The organism is Knoellia sp. B-D-2 (assembly GCF_057714695.1).
The window spans coordinates 2,199,283-2,213,786 of record NZ_CM173189.1 but is presented as its reverse complement, the minus strand read 5'-3'; the positions used below and the strand labels follow the sequence as shown (position 1 = coordinate 2,213,786).

Below are 14,504 nucleotides of genomic sequence, written 5' to 3'. Positions count from 1 at the left end.
ACCCTGAAAGGTGAGCACCCGGCATACTCCGCCGCCGAGCGTGTGTGAGAGTGGCGCCATGACGCAGCAGCCACAGGGCACCCCCACCGCAACCACCCGCTTCCGGGTCCGCCAGAAGCTCACGATGATGGTCAACCGCTACGACATTCACGGCGTGGGCCCGGACGGGACCGAGGTGGGCCTGTGGGCCTTCGCCGAGCAGAAGAGGATGGCGTTCAAGGAGCAGGTGACATTCTTCTCCGACGCCGGCAAGAGCCAGCCGGTGTTCGGGTTCAAGGCCCGCACCCGGATGGACCTCGGCGCGACCTACGACGTCACCGACGCGTCCGGGGCCCCGATCGGCGAGTTCCGCAAGGACTTCGGCAAGTCGCTGCTGCGCTCGACCTGGCACCTCACCACCCCCGACGGCCGCGTCGCCTTCGGCCAGGAGCGCAACAAGAACATCGCGGTCCTGCGACGCGTCTGGGACCTCGTTCCGGTCGTGGGCGACATCCCCGTGCCGTTCCTCTTCCACTTCGACTTCACCCTGCCCGACGGCCAGGTCGTCATGAGCAGCACGAAGAAGGCGGCCATGCGCGACGTCTACGAGGTCGAGCTGCCAGTCGTCGACGGCCACCCGCTCGACTGGCGCGTCGGCGCCGCCATGGCCGTGGCCCTCGACGCCCTCCAGTCCCGCTGACCCTGCGTCGCCCACCCCTGGGGGACGCACGAAGTGGTTCGCGAACCTAGACGTCACTCGTGAGCAGGTTCGAACCGGTTCACGAGCGACAGGCGGGTTCGCGAACCGGCTTGGGCTACCCCACCAGCACGGACTTCCGGGCGAGCTCACGGCGCGCGTCCAGACAACTCCCAGACTCCGGCAGGACACTGCGAAGGTGAACGCCACCCAGACCCCCGAGGCCACGCTCCTCGTCGTCGAGGACGAGCCCAACATCCGCGAGCTCCTCGCGACCTCGCTCCGCTTCGCGGGGTTCGAGGTCCACACGGCGGCCACCGGCGGCGAGGCGGTCCGGCTCGCCGACGCGCACCACCCGGACCTCTGTGTCCTCGACGTCATGCTGCCCGACATGGACGGCTTCGCGGTGACGCGCAAGCTGCGGGAGTCCGGCCGCCAGCTCCCGATCGTCTTCGTCACGGCCCGCGACTCGGTCGAGGACAAGATCACCGGACTCACCGTCGGCGGCGACGACTACGTCACCAAGCCGTTCAGCCTCGAGGAGGTCGTCGCCCGGATCCGCGCGGTCCTGCGACGCACCCGCGGCGAGATCGACGACAGCGCCGCACTGCGCTTCGAGGACCTCGAGCTCGACGAGGACAGCCACGAGGTGCGTCGCGCCGGCCGGGTCATCGAGACCAGCCCGACCGAGTTCAAGCTCCTGCGCTACCTCATGCTCAACCCCAACCGGGTCCTGTCGAAGGCTCAGATCCTCGACCACGTGTGGGAGTACGACTTCCGCGGCGAGAGCGGGATCGTCGAGTCCTACATCTCCTACCTCCGCCGCAAGATCGACACCGAGGGCCACCCGCCCCTGATCCACACCAAGCGCGGCGTCGGATACGTCCTGCGGCTCCCCCCGCAGACGTGAGGTCCCGGCTCGCCGGCCCGCCCGCGGTCGTGTCGCGCCTCGAGCGCATGCCGCTGCGGGTCCGGCTCGTCGCGATCGTCCTCGTGGTCCTCGCGGCGGCCCTGCTGTTCTCGAACCTCGCCACGGCCTACCTCATGCACCGCGACCTCATGGGGCGCGTCGACTCCGAGCTCGAGAGCGTCGCCAGGCCCGTCGCCACACAGGCCCTCGCCGACCTCACCGAGGGGGGCGACTCGAAGCCGACCGGCTACGCCTTCGTGCTCTTCCCGATGAACCGTGAGGCGACCACGGTCAACCCGACGGGCGTCCGCCTGCACCCGGACGTCCCCCGGCTCGCCCTGGACGACTCCCGCGTCCGCGACGGCCAGCCGTTCACCGTGCCGTCCGTCGACGGCGCCATGGAGTGGCGCTTCGTGGCCGGCACGGTCGGGCGCAACGAGGCGACGTTCGCGGTGGGGGTCCCGCTGCGCTCGGTGAAGCAGACGGTGACGCGGCTGCTCGTGACGACGGGTGCGCTCAGCGCTCTCGTCCTCGCCGGGTCGGCACTGCTCGGCTGGTATGCCGTCCGCCGCGCCTTCCGTCCCCTCAACCAGATCGAGGACACCGCCGCAGCCATCGCCGGCGGCGACCTCACGCGCCGCATCCCGGTGCGCGCCGCCGACGACGAGGTCACCTCGCTGTCCCGCAGCCTCAACGTGATGCTCGCCCAGATCGAGTCCTCCTTCGCGGTGCGCGAGGCGTCGGAGGACCGGATGCGCCAGTTCGTCGCCGACGCCAGCCACGAGCTGCGCACCCCCTTGGCGACCGTCCGCGGCTACGCCGAGCTGCACCGCCAGGGCGCCATCTCGAGCCCGGAGGACACCCGCGCGGCGATGGAGCGCATCGAGTCCGAGTCCGGACGGATGAGCGGGCTCGTCGAGGACCTCCTCACGCTCGCGCGGCTCGACGAGCAGCCGACCGCCTCGATGGGCGACGTGGACCTCACGGTCCTCGCCGCCGACGCGACCGCCGATGCGCGGGTGCGCGCACCGGAGCGTCGGATCACGATGACCGGTCTCAGCGGCCCGGTGTCCGCGACCCCCGTGTGGGGGTCGGAGTCGCGACTCCGCCAGGTCGTGACCAACCTCGTCGCGAACGCCATCCGGCACACGCCGAACGGTCGCGCCATCGAGCTCGCCGTCGGCGTCGACGGCCCTGACGGCGTCATCGAGGTGCGCGACCACGGCGACGGAATCCCTTCTGGCACAGCCCATCGCGTCTTCGAGCGCTTCTACCGGGCCGACCCGTCGCGAGGCCGCGCGACCGGGGGCGGCAACGGGCTCGGGCTGGCGATCGTCGCCGCCATCGTCGCCGCACACCACGGTCGTGTCGGCGTCCACGAGACCCCCGGCGGTGGCGCGACGTTCGTCGTGCGCATACCCACAGTCCGCTCACAGGCTCGGCCCAGCGGCTCTTGAGGTCGGGGGGTTTGAGTGTGCAGTGCCCCACCCGACGAAGGAGACACACCCTGATGAGCAGCACCGACCACGGAGACCACGAGCAGTCCGGTCAGCACGGCCAGTCCGGAGAGCCGGGCCCCCACGCGCCCGATGCTCCGGTCACCCACGGTGACGCCCCTACTCAGGCGCTCCCCCAGCAGCCCGCGCCCGAGCAGGCTGCGCCCCAGCAGCCCGGGCCGCAGCAGCCCGGGCCGCAGCAGCCCGGGCCGCAGTTCGCCGCCCCCCAGTACCACCCGAACCACGACGCGCAGGCGTCGAACCACACGCCGACCATCTGGCACGGCGCCCACGAACCCGCCGGACCGGTGTTCCCCCCGCCACCGGCCCACGGGGCAGCCCCGCAGCGCCCGTCGACGGAGCCTCGCCCCAGGCGCCGTCTCGGCGAGCTCGTCGCGGTGGCTGCGCTCACCGCCGCCCTGGCCACGGGCGGTACGTACGCCGCGACCCAGCTGGGGTCGCAGGAGACGCAGTCCCCCACCGCGTCCTCCTCCTCCAGTCTGGGTCGCGGTGCCGAGACCGCGCCCGTGTCGCAGAGCAACCCGCAGTCCCCCAACTGGACCGCCACCGCGGCCGCCGTCTCCCCCAGCGTCGTGGCCATCAAGACCGACAGCGGCGAGGGGTCCGGCGTCATCATCGACGACTCCGGGCACGTGCTCACCAACAACCACGTCGTCGCCGGCGCGGACGAGCTCACCGTGACGATGTCCGACGGCCGGACCTTCAAGGCGCGCATCCAGGGCACCGACCCGTCGACCGACCTCGCGGTCGTCACCATCGAGGGCGCCCCCGACGACCTCCAGCCGATCTCGATCGGCGACTCCGACGCGCTCAAGGTCGGCGACCCGGTCATGGCCGTGGGCAACCCGCTCGGGCTGGCCGGGACCGTGACCACGGGCATCGTCAGCGCGCTCAACCGCCCGGTGACGACCAGCGCCGCCGAGCAGGAGCCGCAGAGCCCGTTCGGCAACGGCCCGCAGCAGCAGCAGTCCAGCACCGAGCCGGTCGTCACCAACGCGATCCAGACCTCCGCCGCGATCAACCCCGGCAACAGCGGTGGCGCCCTCGTCAACGCCAACGGCCAGCTCGTGGGGATCAACTCCTCGATCGCCTCCCTCGGCTCGTCCGGTGGCACGAGCGGCAACATCGGCATCGGCTTCGCGATCCCCGTCAAGGAGGCCGCGTCGATCGCCGAGCAGCTCATCGAGGACGGCACGGCCGAACACGCCTACCTCGGCGTCACCCCGGCCGACGGCAGCGCCTCGGACGGCAGCGCCACCCGCGCCGGCGCCCAGATCCGCTCCGTCATCAGCGGCACGCCCGCCGAGAAGGCCGGGCTGAAGCAGGGCGACGTCATCACCCAGGTCAACGGCGAGGCGGTCGACTCCGCCGAGTCGCTCGTGGCCCACATCCGCGAGTACGCCGTCGGTGACACCGTCAAGCTCACCGTCCTGCGAGACAACACGAGCCAGGAGATCTCGGCGACGCTCGCCGCCGCTCCCGCGAGCTGACCCACGGGCCGGCACTCAGCGGCACACCACCCACCTGAGTGACCCGGTGAGTACCCCGACTCATGGAGTCGGGGTACTCCTCGTCCACGCTGTCACCATGAACCAACAGCTGCAGGACGTGCGGCGACTCGAGGGCGAGTTCGCCGAGGCGATGAACCGGATGTATGCCGTGGGCAACGGGCTCGCACGGATGCGCGCCTCCCTCGAGGTCAGCCAGGCCGCGGAGACGCCGGCGCCCGCTGTGGGAGCGCCCACCGTCCCGGCACCCACCACCGCCACGCAGGCCCAGCCACGCGGCATGGTGCCGCCCCCGTCCGCGGTTCCTCCGCCCGTGCGTCAGACGGCCGCGGCCCTGCCGTCATGGTGGCAGCGCGAGGGCGCGGTGACGAAGGTGCTCGCCCTCGCGGGGGCCGTCGTCACCCTCCTCGGGGTCGCGATGCTCCTCGCCCTCGCGATGCAGCAGGGCTGGTTCGTCCCCGAGCTGCGGGTCGCGCTCGGTGTCCTGCTCGCCGTGGCGCTCGTCGGTGCCGGACACGTCGTCCGCGGACGCGAGGTCGCCGCCGGCCGGTGCAGTGCCGCTCCCGTCGCCCTCGCCGCCACCGGGTATGCCGCGGGCTACCTGAACGTCGTCGCCGTCACCACCGTCTACGGATGGGTGCCGCGCGCCGGGGGGCTGATGCTCGCGGCCGCGGTCGCGGTGAGTGGGCTGCTCCTCGCCCGCAGGTGGGAACGGCAGCTCCTCGCCGTCATCACCGTCGTCGGCGCCACCCTCCTCGCGCCGTTCGTCGCGGGCCGCGCCGGCGACGAGGTGTCGCTCTTCGTCGTCGTGCTCTCCGCCGCAGCGCTCATGGCGCGTGGTGACCGGGGCTGGCCGATGCTCGCCGCGGCCCGCACCATCCCGGCCAGCGGCCTCGTCCTGCTCGGCATCGCCGTGTCCGAGGGCGACGGCACCCCGTCCCGGGTCGCGATCATCGCCGCCACCGCCCTCGCCCTGCTGGCGCTCACCGGGGCGGTCTCCGCCGGCCGCCATGACGGACGCGACCTCGTCGGCAGCGCCACGACCGCGGCCTCGGCCGTCGTCCTGCTCGCCTCGTTCGGGGTGCACGGCGAGACACTGCGGACCACGGGTTTCGCGCTCGTCGCCGTGGCGTTCGCGGTCGCCCTGGCCGTGACCTCGCGCTCGCCCGTCGGGCCGGTGCCCACCCCGCTCGCGACGACCATCGGCGCCGTCTCGGGGGTCGCGGCCCTCCTGGCCGTCACCAGCGGTGCCCCGGACCGCTGGGTCGTCACCGGCGTCCTACTCACGGCTCTCGGGTACGCGGCAGCAGCCGTGACGACGCGCTCGCGGGTCACGCTCTGGGTCGCCGCAGGGGCCACCGTCGTGGCGTCCGTCGCCTACCTCACCCACCCCGTCGCCTTCGTCGAGCTGGGACTGGCCCGCGACCACGACGCGGTCACGGCCCTGGTCGACAGCGCCCTCGCCGGCGGCGTGGCGGCCCTCGGCGCCTGGGGGGTGGACGTCGTGCGCGACGTCTCCGCCCAAGTGCGCCGCCTCACTCGGCTCGCCGCGCTGGTCGCCGGGCTCGTCACCTCGGCCGTCGCCGTGATCTCGCTCGGGCTGCTCGTCGGTGACGCCCTCGATGCCACAGCGACCGGCTTCCTCGCCGGGCACGCCCTGGCCACGGTCCTGTGGATGCTCGCCTCCGCGTGGCTGCTCCTGCGCGGCCTGCGCGCCGAGTCGCGGCGGGTCTTCTCGCTCCGCCTGGGCCTCGGGCTGGCGGCGGTCAGCGTCGCCAAGCTCTTCCTCTTCGACCTGGCCACCCTCGACGGGCTGTGGCGGGTGGTGGCGTTCATCGTCACCGGACTGCTGCTCCTCACCAGCGGGACGGCATACGCCAAGGCCTTGGAGCGGGCACGCCCGGTGGAGGCTGCCGCCTGAGAGACTTCCCGCATGCAGCGGGACGAGGTGTGGGACGAGGCCGTGCGAGTCGTCAGGGGTGACGTGCACGGCCTCGTCCCCGTCCGTGCGGACCTGACCGAGCGGTGGTCGGAGCCACATCGCGGCTACCACGACCTGCGGCACCTCGACGAGGTGGTGGTCGCGCTGGCCCGTCTGCGCGCACCCGCCCTCGACGCCGATGCGGACTGGGCGACCGTCGTGCTCGCCGCGTGGTTCCACGACGCGGTCTACGACGTGACGACGCCGGCGGACAACGAGCGACTCAGTGCCGACCTCGCCCGAACGTCCCTGTCCGCCAACGGCATCGCCCTCACCGTCGTCGACGCCGTGACGTCCCTCGTCCTGGACTCGGCCGACCACGTCGTGTCGGACACGAGGGGGCCGCACGCAGTGTTCCACGACGCCGACCTGTGGATCCTCGCGGCTCCGACCGTCCGCTTCGACGGGTACTGCGCGGACGTGCGGCGCGAGTACGCGTCCGTCCCGGATGCCGACTACGCCCGCGGCCGGACGGCCGTCCTCGAGCCCTTCCTCGACCGCGAGTCGGTGTATCGGACCGAGCTGGCCCGGAGGGACTGGGAGCCCGCGGCCCGGCGCAACCTCAGTCGTGAGCTGCGTCGACTGAGATGAGGCCGAGATGGAGCGCGACCACCGGCCACCAGTGCCGGTCGCTCAGCTCGGCAGCGCTGTCCTGCAACGCGACCCACTCACCCACGGCGAGGACCTCGCGGCCGTCCGACGGGAGCGCGTGCACCGCGAAGCACGCGAACGGTGTGGGCCACGGGTAGGCGGCATCGGGCTCGCGGACGACGTTGCGGACGTAGCCGATGAGCGAGGGAGCCTGCCTCCCAGCCGCGCCGACGGTGGACGCGACGAGGTCGCCGAGAGCGGCCTCGACGGTGGCCCCCCCGACGCGCCTGCTCGGGAGGTCCAGGTCCCCGTCCGGGCGGCGCCGCGCGAGCAGTCCGCTCGGCCCGGTCACCGCGAGGCGCACCACCACGGTGTTCGGCGGTGCGTTCTCCTGCCTCGACGTGATGACATCGGCGCGTCCGCCGCGCGGCAGCCACGAGGCCTGCGACGTGCTCTGCAGCACCCGCTCATGCTTGCGCTTGGCGATGCGAAGACCGCTGTCCCGCAGGCGTTTGAGGAGCTCACGGCCATCGATGGGGAGGGCGCCGGCGGCGACGACCGCGGCATACCGCTCCTCGGGGACGTCGTAGTGGTCGCCCTCGAAGCCGCGACGCGGGATCCCGACCCGCGTGGCGAACGCGTGCAGCTCCTCCACCGAGGTGTCGCTCACGAGGTGAGACCACAGCCGCCCGTGGGCCGGCCACGCGGGCGGGTCGATGAGGAGCACCCCGTGATCGTATGCCGCCCACGTCACCCGAGCCTGTGGACAACTCGACGGACCGCGACGGCGACCTGCCTACGGTCGAGGGAGTGGTCGCACCACCGGGTGCGGCGCCGAGAGAGGAGACCCGCCATGGCGGCGCACTTCCAGGTTGATACCGAGCGGATCCAGGCCGCGTCGGGGGACATCGCCCGCATCTCGAGCGAGATCGAGGGGCAGGTCGCGCAGATGATGGCGCGCCTCACCGCGCTCCAGGACGCCTGGACGGGTGGCGCGGCGACCCAGTTCCAGGGGGTCGTGGCCCAGTGGCAGGGCACCCAGCGCCAGGTGCAGTCCTCGCTCGACACGATCGGTCGGGTGCTCGGCGCCGCGGGTGCCCAGTACGCCGAGACCGAGGCCCAGAACACCCGCATGTTCACCTGACCCCAGCCTTGCGACTTATTGCGCATACCGGCCGTACAGGTGCGACTGATTGCGCATTCCGTTCAGGGCGGAGGGCCTTCGGCCCGAGGACCTGAACGGAATGCGCAATCAGTCGGGGTGTCCTACCAATCAGTCGGGGGGCTACTCGGTCGTCACGGCCCGGAGGATGTCGAGCTTGGCCGCCCGCCAGCCCGGCCACCAGGCGGCGAGGATGCCCACGAGGCCGGCCAAGCCGACGAAGAGCGCGAGCTGCGGCCACGGCACGGCGAGGACGTCGATGCCGTCGTCGGACAGCGACCGCTGGAGCGCCACGCCGAAGGCCACGCCGAGTCCGACACCGAGGGCGGCGCCGAGCAGGGCGATGACGATCGACTCCAGCCGCAGCATCCGCTTGAGCTGACGCCGGCTGAGGCCCACGGCCCGCAGCAGCCCGATCTCGCGGGTCCTCTCGATCACGGAGAGGGCGAGGGTGTTGATGATGCCGAGGATCGCGATGATGACGGCGAGCCCGAGCAGGGCGTAGATGAGGTAGAGCATCTGGTTGACCTGGCTGCGCTGCTCGTCGGCGAACTCGTCCTGGTCCTTGACCGTGACGACGGGCAGGTCGGCCAGCGCCCGGTCGAGGTCGCGGGCCACCTGCGCCGGCACCGTCTGCGCCTTGCGGGTCACGAAGACGAACGAGTCCGTCTTCGGTGCGCCGAGGGACTCGAGCGCCGCGTGGCTGAGCAGGAAGTCGGAGTCGAGCAGGGCGGACTCCCCGTGGATCGCCGAGACCGTGAAGGGCCTGGTCGTCCCGCTGCGGGTCAGCTCCACGGTCGAGCCCACGGCGAGCGAGTCGGCGGTGGCGCGCTCCTGTGAGACCGACACCGACGTCGGCGTGAGGGCGTCGAGCCGTCCCGTGACCATGGGGGTGGGGCCGAGGACGCCGACGTGGGCGGGGTCGATCCCGATGGCGCCCGCGCGGTCGCCCTTGACCGAGACGGCGTCCCAGCGGAACGCGGCCACCTCCTCGACACCCTCGACCCGGGTGAGCCGGTTGGTCACCTCGGACGAGAAGGGCATGCCGACGGCGCTCGAGACGACGTAGTCGGCGACGAACTCGCGGTTGACCGCCTTGTCGATGCTCGCCTTCGCACTGGCCCCGAAGACCGCCATCATCGACACCAGGGTCACGCCGATCATCAGCGCGGACGCGGTGGCGCCGGTGCGGCGCGGGTTGCGCTGGGCGTTCTGCTGGGCCATGAGCCCGACGGCGCCGAACACCCGGCGGTAGATCCAGCCGATGCCGGCGATGACCGGTCGCCCGACGAGCGGGCTGATGAGCGCGACGCCGAGGACGACACCGAGGATCCCGGCGCCGACCCAGTAGGTCGGGTTGGGGACGTCGACGAACAACCCGGTGCCGAGGAGCGCGGCCCCGACGACGGTGAGGAACGACCCGACGATGGTGCGACCGCGCATGCCGCTCTCCGCGAGGACGGCGTCGTCGCGCATGGCTGCGACGGGCGGCACCTTGCCCGCCTTGCGCGCCGGCAGGTAGGCCGCGACGAGGGTGACGACCAGACCGACGACGAGCGAGACGACGATGGTGCGCGGTTCGATGATGAGCGCCTGCTCGCTGAGGTCCAAGCCGAAGCGTCCGAAGAGGACCCGGATCCCCATGGCGATGACGATCCCCACCCCCAGGCCGATGATCGAGCCGATGAGGCCGATGACGAACGCCTCGAAGAGGACCGACCGCGCGACCTGGCGCCGGGTGCTGCCGAGCGCGCGGAAGAGCGCGAGCTCACGGGAGCGCTGCGCCACGAGGATGCTGAACGTGTTGACGATGAGGAACGACCCGACGACCAGCGCCACCCCCGCGAAGATGAGCAGGAAGGTCGTGATGAAGCCGAGCGCCTCCTGGACGTCGGACGCGGCCTGGGCCGCAGCCGTGTCACCGGTGACCGCCTCGACACCTTGCGGCAGAGAGGCCGCGACCGCGTCGCGGAGCTCCTGCTGGCTCGTCCCGTCGGCCGCCGTCACCCAGATGTCGGAGTAGAGGTCCTTGCCCCCGGTGAAGAGCTGCTGCGCCTGCGAGGTCTCGAAGATCGTGATGCTGGCCCCGGCGAGGCCGCCGTCCATCGACGCGATGCCGACGAGCCTGGCCTGGACCTGGGGCTGCGAGCCGGAGGTGACGATGTTGACCTTCTCGCCGACGAGGTAGCCGGCCTTGTCGGCGGTCTTGTCGTCGAGCACGACCTCACCGGGTGTGTCCGGCCAGTCGCCGACGGTGAGGCTCCAGGGCTGCAGGCCCTTGGCCGCCGGCCCGTCGGTGAAGTTGACGCCGATCCCGGGAGGCCCGAAGCCGCCGATGAGCTTGCCGTTCTTGCCGACGACGAACGTGCCGAAGTTCGTGATGTTGCCGTCGGCGCGCTCGGCCCCCGAGGTCTTCGCGAGCGTGGCCGCGAGAGACCCCGGCAGGGTCGCGGTCGACGGCTCCTCCTCGAGGTCGGTGTCACCGACAGCGGGACGCACGACGACGTCGCCGACGGTGCTCGACATGATCGAGTCGAAGCTGCGACCCAGGGTGTCGGTGAAGACGAACGAGCCGGCGACGAACGCGACGCCGAGGATGATCGCGAAGGCGCTCATGAACAGCCGCAGCTTGCGGGCCATGAGGCTCTTCCAGCTGGCACGCAGCATGGGTCAGCCCTGCACCTTCGCGTCCAGGCTCTTCATCGTCTCGAGGATCCGCTCCGGGGTGGGCTCGCGCAGCTCGGTGACGATCTGGCCGTCGGCGAGAAAGACGACCCGGTCGGTCCAGCTCGCGGCGCCGGGGTCGTGGGTGACCATGACGATGGTCTGCCCGAAGTCGTCGACCGAACGCCGCAGGAAGCCGAGCACCTCGGCGCCGGACGTGGAGTCGAGGTTTCCGGTCGGCTCGTCCGCGAAGATGATCTCGGGCCGGCTGACGAGGGCCCGGGCGCAGGCGACGCGCTGCTGCTGACCGCCGGACAGCTCGCCCGGCCGGTGGCCCAGCCGGTCGCCCAGGCCCACGGTCGAGATGACGTGGTCGAACCATGCCCGGTCCGGCTTGCGGCCGGCGATCGACAGCGGCAGGAGGATGTTCTCCTCCGCGTTGAGCGTGGGGATGAGGTTGAACGACTGGAAGACGAAGCCGATGTGGTCGCGCCGGACCTTCGTGAGGTCCTTCTCCTTGAGCGAGGTCAGCTCGATGTCCCCGAGCTGCACCGTCCCGCGGGTCACCGAGTCGAGCCCGGCAGCGCAGTGCATGAGCGTCGACTTGCCCGAGCCGGACGGGCCCATGATGGCGGTGAACTCGCCGGCGACGATGTCCAGGCTCACGCCCCGCAGGGCGGTGACCGAGGTGTCCCCCGAGCCGTAGGTCTTCACGAGGTCGGTGACGCGGGCGGCCACCTTCGTGGTGGTGTTCGTGGCGCGGCGCTCGGGGGCCAGGTCGGTACTCATGGTGACCACGGTAGGTGCGCGCGCGGCATACGCGCTGTGGGTTTTCACCCCGAGCCGACCCTGACCCGACCCCAGCGCGACCCCCACCGCGCCCCCACCGCGCCCCCACCGCGAGCACGGTCCGACCCCGAGCCGGGACGAAGAACGGGCGGCCCTCCCCGTGGGGAGAGCCGCCCGTCCAGTCGACGTCAGAGACGTCAGAGGGGGTGGGTCAGAAACCCATCCCGCCCATCTCGTCGCCGCCGCCGGGCATCGCCGGACCAGCCTTCTCGGGCTTGTCGGCGATGACGGCCTCGGTCGTGAGGAACAGCGCGGCGATCGACGCGGCGTTCTGCAGCGCCGAGCGCGTCACCTTGGCCGGGTCGATGATGCCGGCCTTGATGAGGTCGACGTACTCGCCGGTGGCGGCGTTGAGGCCCCACCCGGACTCGAGGTTCGACACCTTCTCGGAGACGACGCCGCCCTCGAGGCCGGCGTTGATGGCGATCTGCTTGAGCGGGGCCTCGATCGCGACACGCACGATGTTGGCACCGGTCGCCTCGTCACCGGTGAGCTCGAGCTTGGCGAACGCCGCCTTGCCGGCCTGGAGCAGGGCGACGCCACCACCGGCGACGATCCCCTCCTCGACGGCAGCCTTGGCGTTGCGCACGGCGTCCTCGATGCGGTGCTTGCGCTCCTTGAGCTCGACCTCGGTGGCCGCGCCCGCCTTGATGACGGCGACGCCGCCGGCGAGCTTGGCGAGGCGCTCCTGGAGCTTCTCGCGGTCGTAGTCCGAGTCCGACTTCTCGATCTCGGCGCGGATCTGGTTGACGCGACCCTGGATCTGGTCGGCGTCACCCGAACCCTCGACGATGGTCGTCTCGTCCTTGGTGACGACGACCTTGCGGGCCTTGCCGAGCAGGTCGAGCTCCGCGGTGTCGAGCTTGAGGCCGACCTCCTCGGAGATGACCTGGCCACCGGTGAGGATGGCGATGTCGGCGAGCATGGCCTTGCGGCGGTCGCCGAAGCCGGGAGCCTTGACGGCGACCGACTTGAACGTGCCACGGATCTTGTTGACGACGAGCGTCGACAGGGCCTCGCCCTCGACGTCCTCGGCGATGATGAGCAGCGGCTTGCCGGACTGCATGACCTTCTCGAGGAGGGGCAGCAGGTCCTTGATCGAGCCGATCTTGGAGTTGACGACGAGGACGTAGGGCTCGTCGAGGACGGTCTCCATGCGCTCGGCGTCGGTGACGAAGTAGTGGCTGATGTAGCCCTTGTCGAAGCGCATGCCCTCGGTGAGCTCGAGCTCGAGGCCGAAGGTGTTGCTCTCCTCGACGGTGATGACGCCTTCCTTGCCGACCTTGTCCATGGCCTCGGCGATCATCTCGCCGATCTGGGGGTCCGCAGCGGAGATCGAGGCGGTGGCAGCGATCTGCTCCTTGGTCTCGACGTCCTTGGCGTTCGCGAGCAGCTCGTCGGAGACGGCCGCGACGGCCTTCTCGATGCCGCGCTTGAGCGCCATCGGGTTGGCACCGGCGGCGACGTTGCGCAGGCCTTCCTTGACGAGGGCCTGGGCGAGGACGGTCGCCGTCGTCGTGCCGTCACCGGCGACGTCGTCGGTCTTCTTGGCGACCTCCTTGACCAGCTCGGCGCCGATCTTCTCGTAGGGGTCGTCGAGCTCGATCTCCTTGGCGATGGACACACCGTCGTTGGTGATCGTGGGGGCTCCCCACTTCTTCTCCAGCACGACGTTGCGGCCCTTGGGCCCCAGGGTGACCTTGACGGCGTCGGCGAGGATGTTCATTCCTCGCTCGAGACCGCGGCGAGCCTCTTCATCAAAAGCGATGATCTTGGCCATTCGGGTGGTTCCTCCCACACGACGAAGGGGCTGGCCAGAGGGCGCCCGCGACGGACGAGCCTGCTCGCGCGCCTCATGTCTGCGCGCGTGCGGACCCTCACCGGACTGGCCAGGTTCTGTCACTCTCATGCCGAGAGTGCTAACCCATTATTGGCACTCTCGAGTGGAGAGTGCAAACGCCCGCCCGCCGTTGCGTCCGCAATTCTGGTCACCTGTGCGACCAAGGTTGCGGACGCCGCCGTATGCCGTCCGCGTGCGTCCGCAGATGTGGTCACCTTCTCGACCAGGTTTGCGGACGCTGGCGCGGAGGGGCGGGTGGCGGCCGGGCGGCTCGGGAGCCGTGTCGCGCCGTGTCGCGCCGTGTTGCGCCGTGTCGCGCCGTGTCGCGCCGGGCCGAGCCGTCAGAGGACGGGGGCGTGGCCCTCGAAGGTCGCCCGCATCGCCCCGTCCGCCTCGGACGACACGGGGTCCTCGAGGTCGGCGACGAACACCGCGACGAGCGTGCGCGCCGGGTTGGACCGCGCCTCGGCGAGCGCGACCCGCCACGCGGCGAGGTTGGGGTGCTCCAGCGACGTGCACGCCTGCGCCGGCTCGAGCGACTCGACGGCCGCGGCGAGCTGGGCGGTCGTGAGGTCGAGCGTGGCGGTCGAACCGTCGTGGCCGAGGACGCTCGCCAGCACGACGGCGGGCAGGCCGTGCCGGCCGCCGGGGGTGTTGATGTGCGCGAAGTCCCACTCCGGCGAGCTGGACGCAGAGCTCACGCCGACGGCATACGCGACGGGTTGGCGCCAGCCCTCGATGCGGGCGGCGAGGTGGTCCCTGATGGCGGCGAGGCCCTCGGGCGTGCTCCAGTCGAGGTCGGCCAC

General features: G+C 71.5%; 12 protein-coding genes. 7 read left to right on the top strand and 5 right to left on the bottom strand.

All coding sequences use genetic code 11. The annotated features are described in order from the left end of the window. Positions 1–58: 58 nt before the first annotated feature. From AC3EU2_RS10560 to AC3EU2_RS10535, 6 genes are all read left to right on the top strand, one after another. A complete protein-coding gene (locus AC3EU2_RS10560) occupies positions 59–679 on the top strand; it encodes an LURP-one-related family protein (protein WP_488176256.1) in 621 nt (206 codons plus the stop codon). Positions 680–875: 196 nt separating this feature from the next. Beyond that, the gene (locus tag AC3EU2_RS10555) at positions 876–1,586 is read left to right on the top strand and encodes a response regulator transcription factor (protein ID WP_488176255.1); all 711 of its coding nucleotides are present in this window, start codon (positions 876–878) and stop codon (positions 1,584–1,586) included. Next, positions 1,583–3,043, top strand: a complete 1,461-nt coding sequence (locus AC3EU2_RS10550) for a sensor histidine kinase (protein WP_488176254.1) — start codon at positions 1,583–1,585, stop codon at positions 3,041–3,043. The genes AC3EU2_RS10555 and AC3EU2_RS10550 overlap by 4 nt, the downstream gene beginning before the upstream one ends. A gap of 53 nt (positions 3,044–3,096) precedes the next feature. After that, positions 3,097–4,593 carry a S1C family serine protease gene (locus AC3EU2_RS10545; protein ID WP_488176253.1) on the top strand — a complete coding sequence of 499 codons (1,497 nt, stop codon included), beginning with the start codon at positions 3,097–3,099 and terminating at the stop codon, positions 4,591–4,593. 97 nt (positions 4,594–4,690) lie between these two features. Continuing rightward, entirely contained in the window at positions 4,691–6,532 is a 1,842-nt protein-coding gene (locus AC3EU2_RS10540) for a DUF2339 domain-containing protein (protein ID WP_488176252.1), read from the top strand. A 12-nt stretch (positions 6,533–6,544) separates the two neighbouring features. Continuing rightward, positions 6,545–7,183, top strand: a complete 639-nt coding sequence (locus AC3EU2_RS10535) for an HD domain-containing protein (RefSeq protein ID WP_488176251.1) — start codon at positions 6,545–6,547, stop codon at positions 7,181–7,183. Here AC3EU2_RS10535 and AC3EU2_RS10530 read toward each other — a convergent pair. Further along, positions 7,155–7,910 carry a DUF4031 domain-containing protein gene (locus AC3EU2_RS10530; RefSeq protein ID WP_488176250.1) on the bottom strand — a complete coding sequence of 252 codons (756 nt, stop codon included), beginning with the start codon at positions 7,908–7,910 and terminating at the stop codon, positions 7,155–7,157. The genes AC3EU2_RS10535 and AC3EU2_RS10530 overlap by 29 nt on opposite strands. A gap of 126 nt (positions 7,911–8,036) precedes the next feature. Here AC3EU2_RS10530 and AC3EU2_RS10525 point away from each other — a divergent pair, with 126 nt between their 5' ends. Next, complete coding sequence (locus AC3EU2_RS10525) at positions 8,037–8,327, top strand: WXG100 family type VII secretion target (RefSeq protein WP_488176249.1); 291 nt, start codon at positions 8,037–8,039, stop codon at positions 8,325–8,327. Between the two features lie 141 nt (positions 8,328–8,468). Here the strand turns inward: AC3EU2_RS10525 and AC3EU2_RS10520 are convergent, their stop codons facing one another. From AC3EU2_RS10520 to AC3EU2_RS10505, 4 genes are all read right to left on the bottom strand, one after another. After that, complete coding sequence (locus tag AC3EU2_RS10520; protein ID WP_488176248.1) at positions 8,469–11,012, bottom strand: ABC transporter permease; 2,544 nt, start codon at positions 11,010–11,012, stop codon at positions 8,469–8,471. A 3-nt stretch (positions 11,013–11,015) separates the two neighbouring features. Beyond that, positions 11,016–11,798, bottom strand: coding sequence for an ABC transporter ATP-binding protein (locus tag AC3EU2_RS10515; protein ID WP_488176247.1), 783 nt, complete (start codon positions 11,796–11,798; stop codon positions 11,016–11,018). A 211-nt stretch (positions 11,799–12,009) separates the two neighbouring features. Continuing rightward, the gene (gene groL / locus AC3EU2_RS10510; protein WP_488176246.1) at positions 12,010–13,638 is read right to left on the bottom strand and encodes a chaperonin GroEL; all 1,629 of its coding nucleotides are present in this window, start codon (positions 13,636–13,638) and stop codon (positions 12,010–12,012) included. 401 nt (positions 13,639–14,039) lie between these two features. Next, on the bottom strand, positions 14,040–14,504 hold the full coding sequence (locus AC3EU2_RS10505) for a hypothetical protein (RefSeq protein WP_488176245.1): 465 nt from the start codon (positions 14,502–14,504) through the stop codon (positions 14,040–14,042).

Coding starts and splice junctions, on each gene's coding strand:
- AC3EU2_RS10515 (WP_488176247.1), bottom strand. CDS start 11,798: ATGAGTACCGACCTGGCCCCCGAGCGCCGCGCCACGAACACCACCACG.
- groL (WP_488176246.1), bottom strand. CDS start 13,638: ATGGCCAAGATCATCGCTTTTGATGAAGAGGCTCGCCGCGGTCTCGAG.
- AC3EU2_RS10535 (WP_488176251.1), top strand. CDS start 6,545: ATGCAGCGGGACGAGGTGTGGGACGAGGCCGTGCGAGTCGTCAGGGGT.
- AC3EU2_RS10560 (WP_488176256.1), top strand. CDS start 59: ATGACGCAGCAGCCACAGGGCACCCCCACCGCAACCACCCGCTTCCGG.
- AC3EU2_RS10525 (WP_488176249.1), top strand. CDS start 8,037: ATGGCGGCGCACTTCCAGGTTGATACCGAGCGGATCCAGGCCGCGTCG.
- AC3EU2_RS10545 (WP_488176253.1), top strand. CDS start 3,097: ATGAGCAGCACCGACCACGGAGACCACGAGCAGTCCGGTCAGCACGGC.
- AC3EU2_RS10520 (WP_488176248.1), bottom strand. CDS start 11,012: ATGCTGCGTGCCAGCTGGAAGAGCCTCATGGCCCGCAAGCTGCGGCTG.
- AC3EU2_RS10540 (WP_488176252.1), top strand. CDS start 4,691: ATGAACCAACAGCTGCAGGACGTGCGGCGACTCGAGGGCGAGTTCGCC.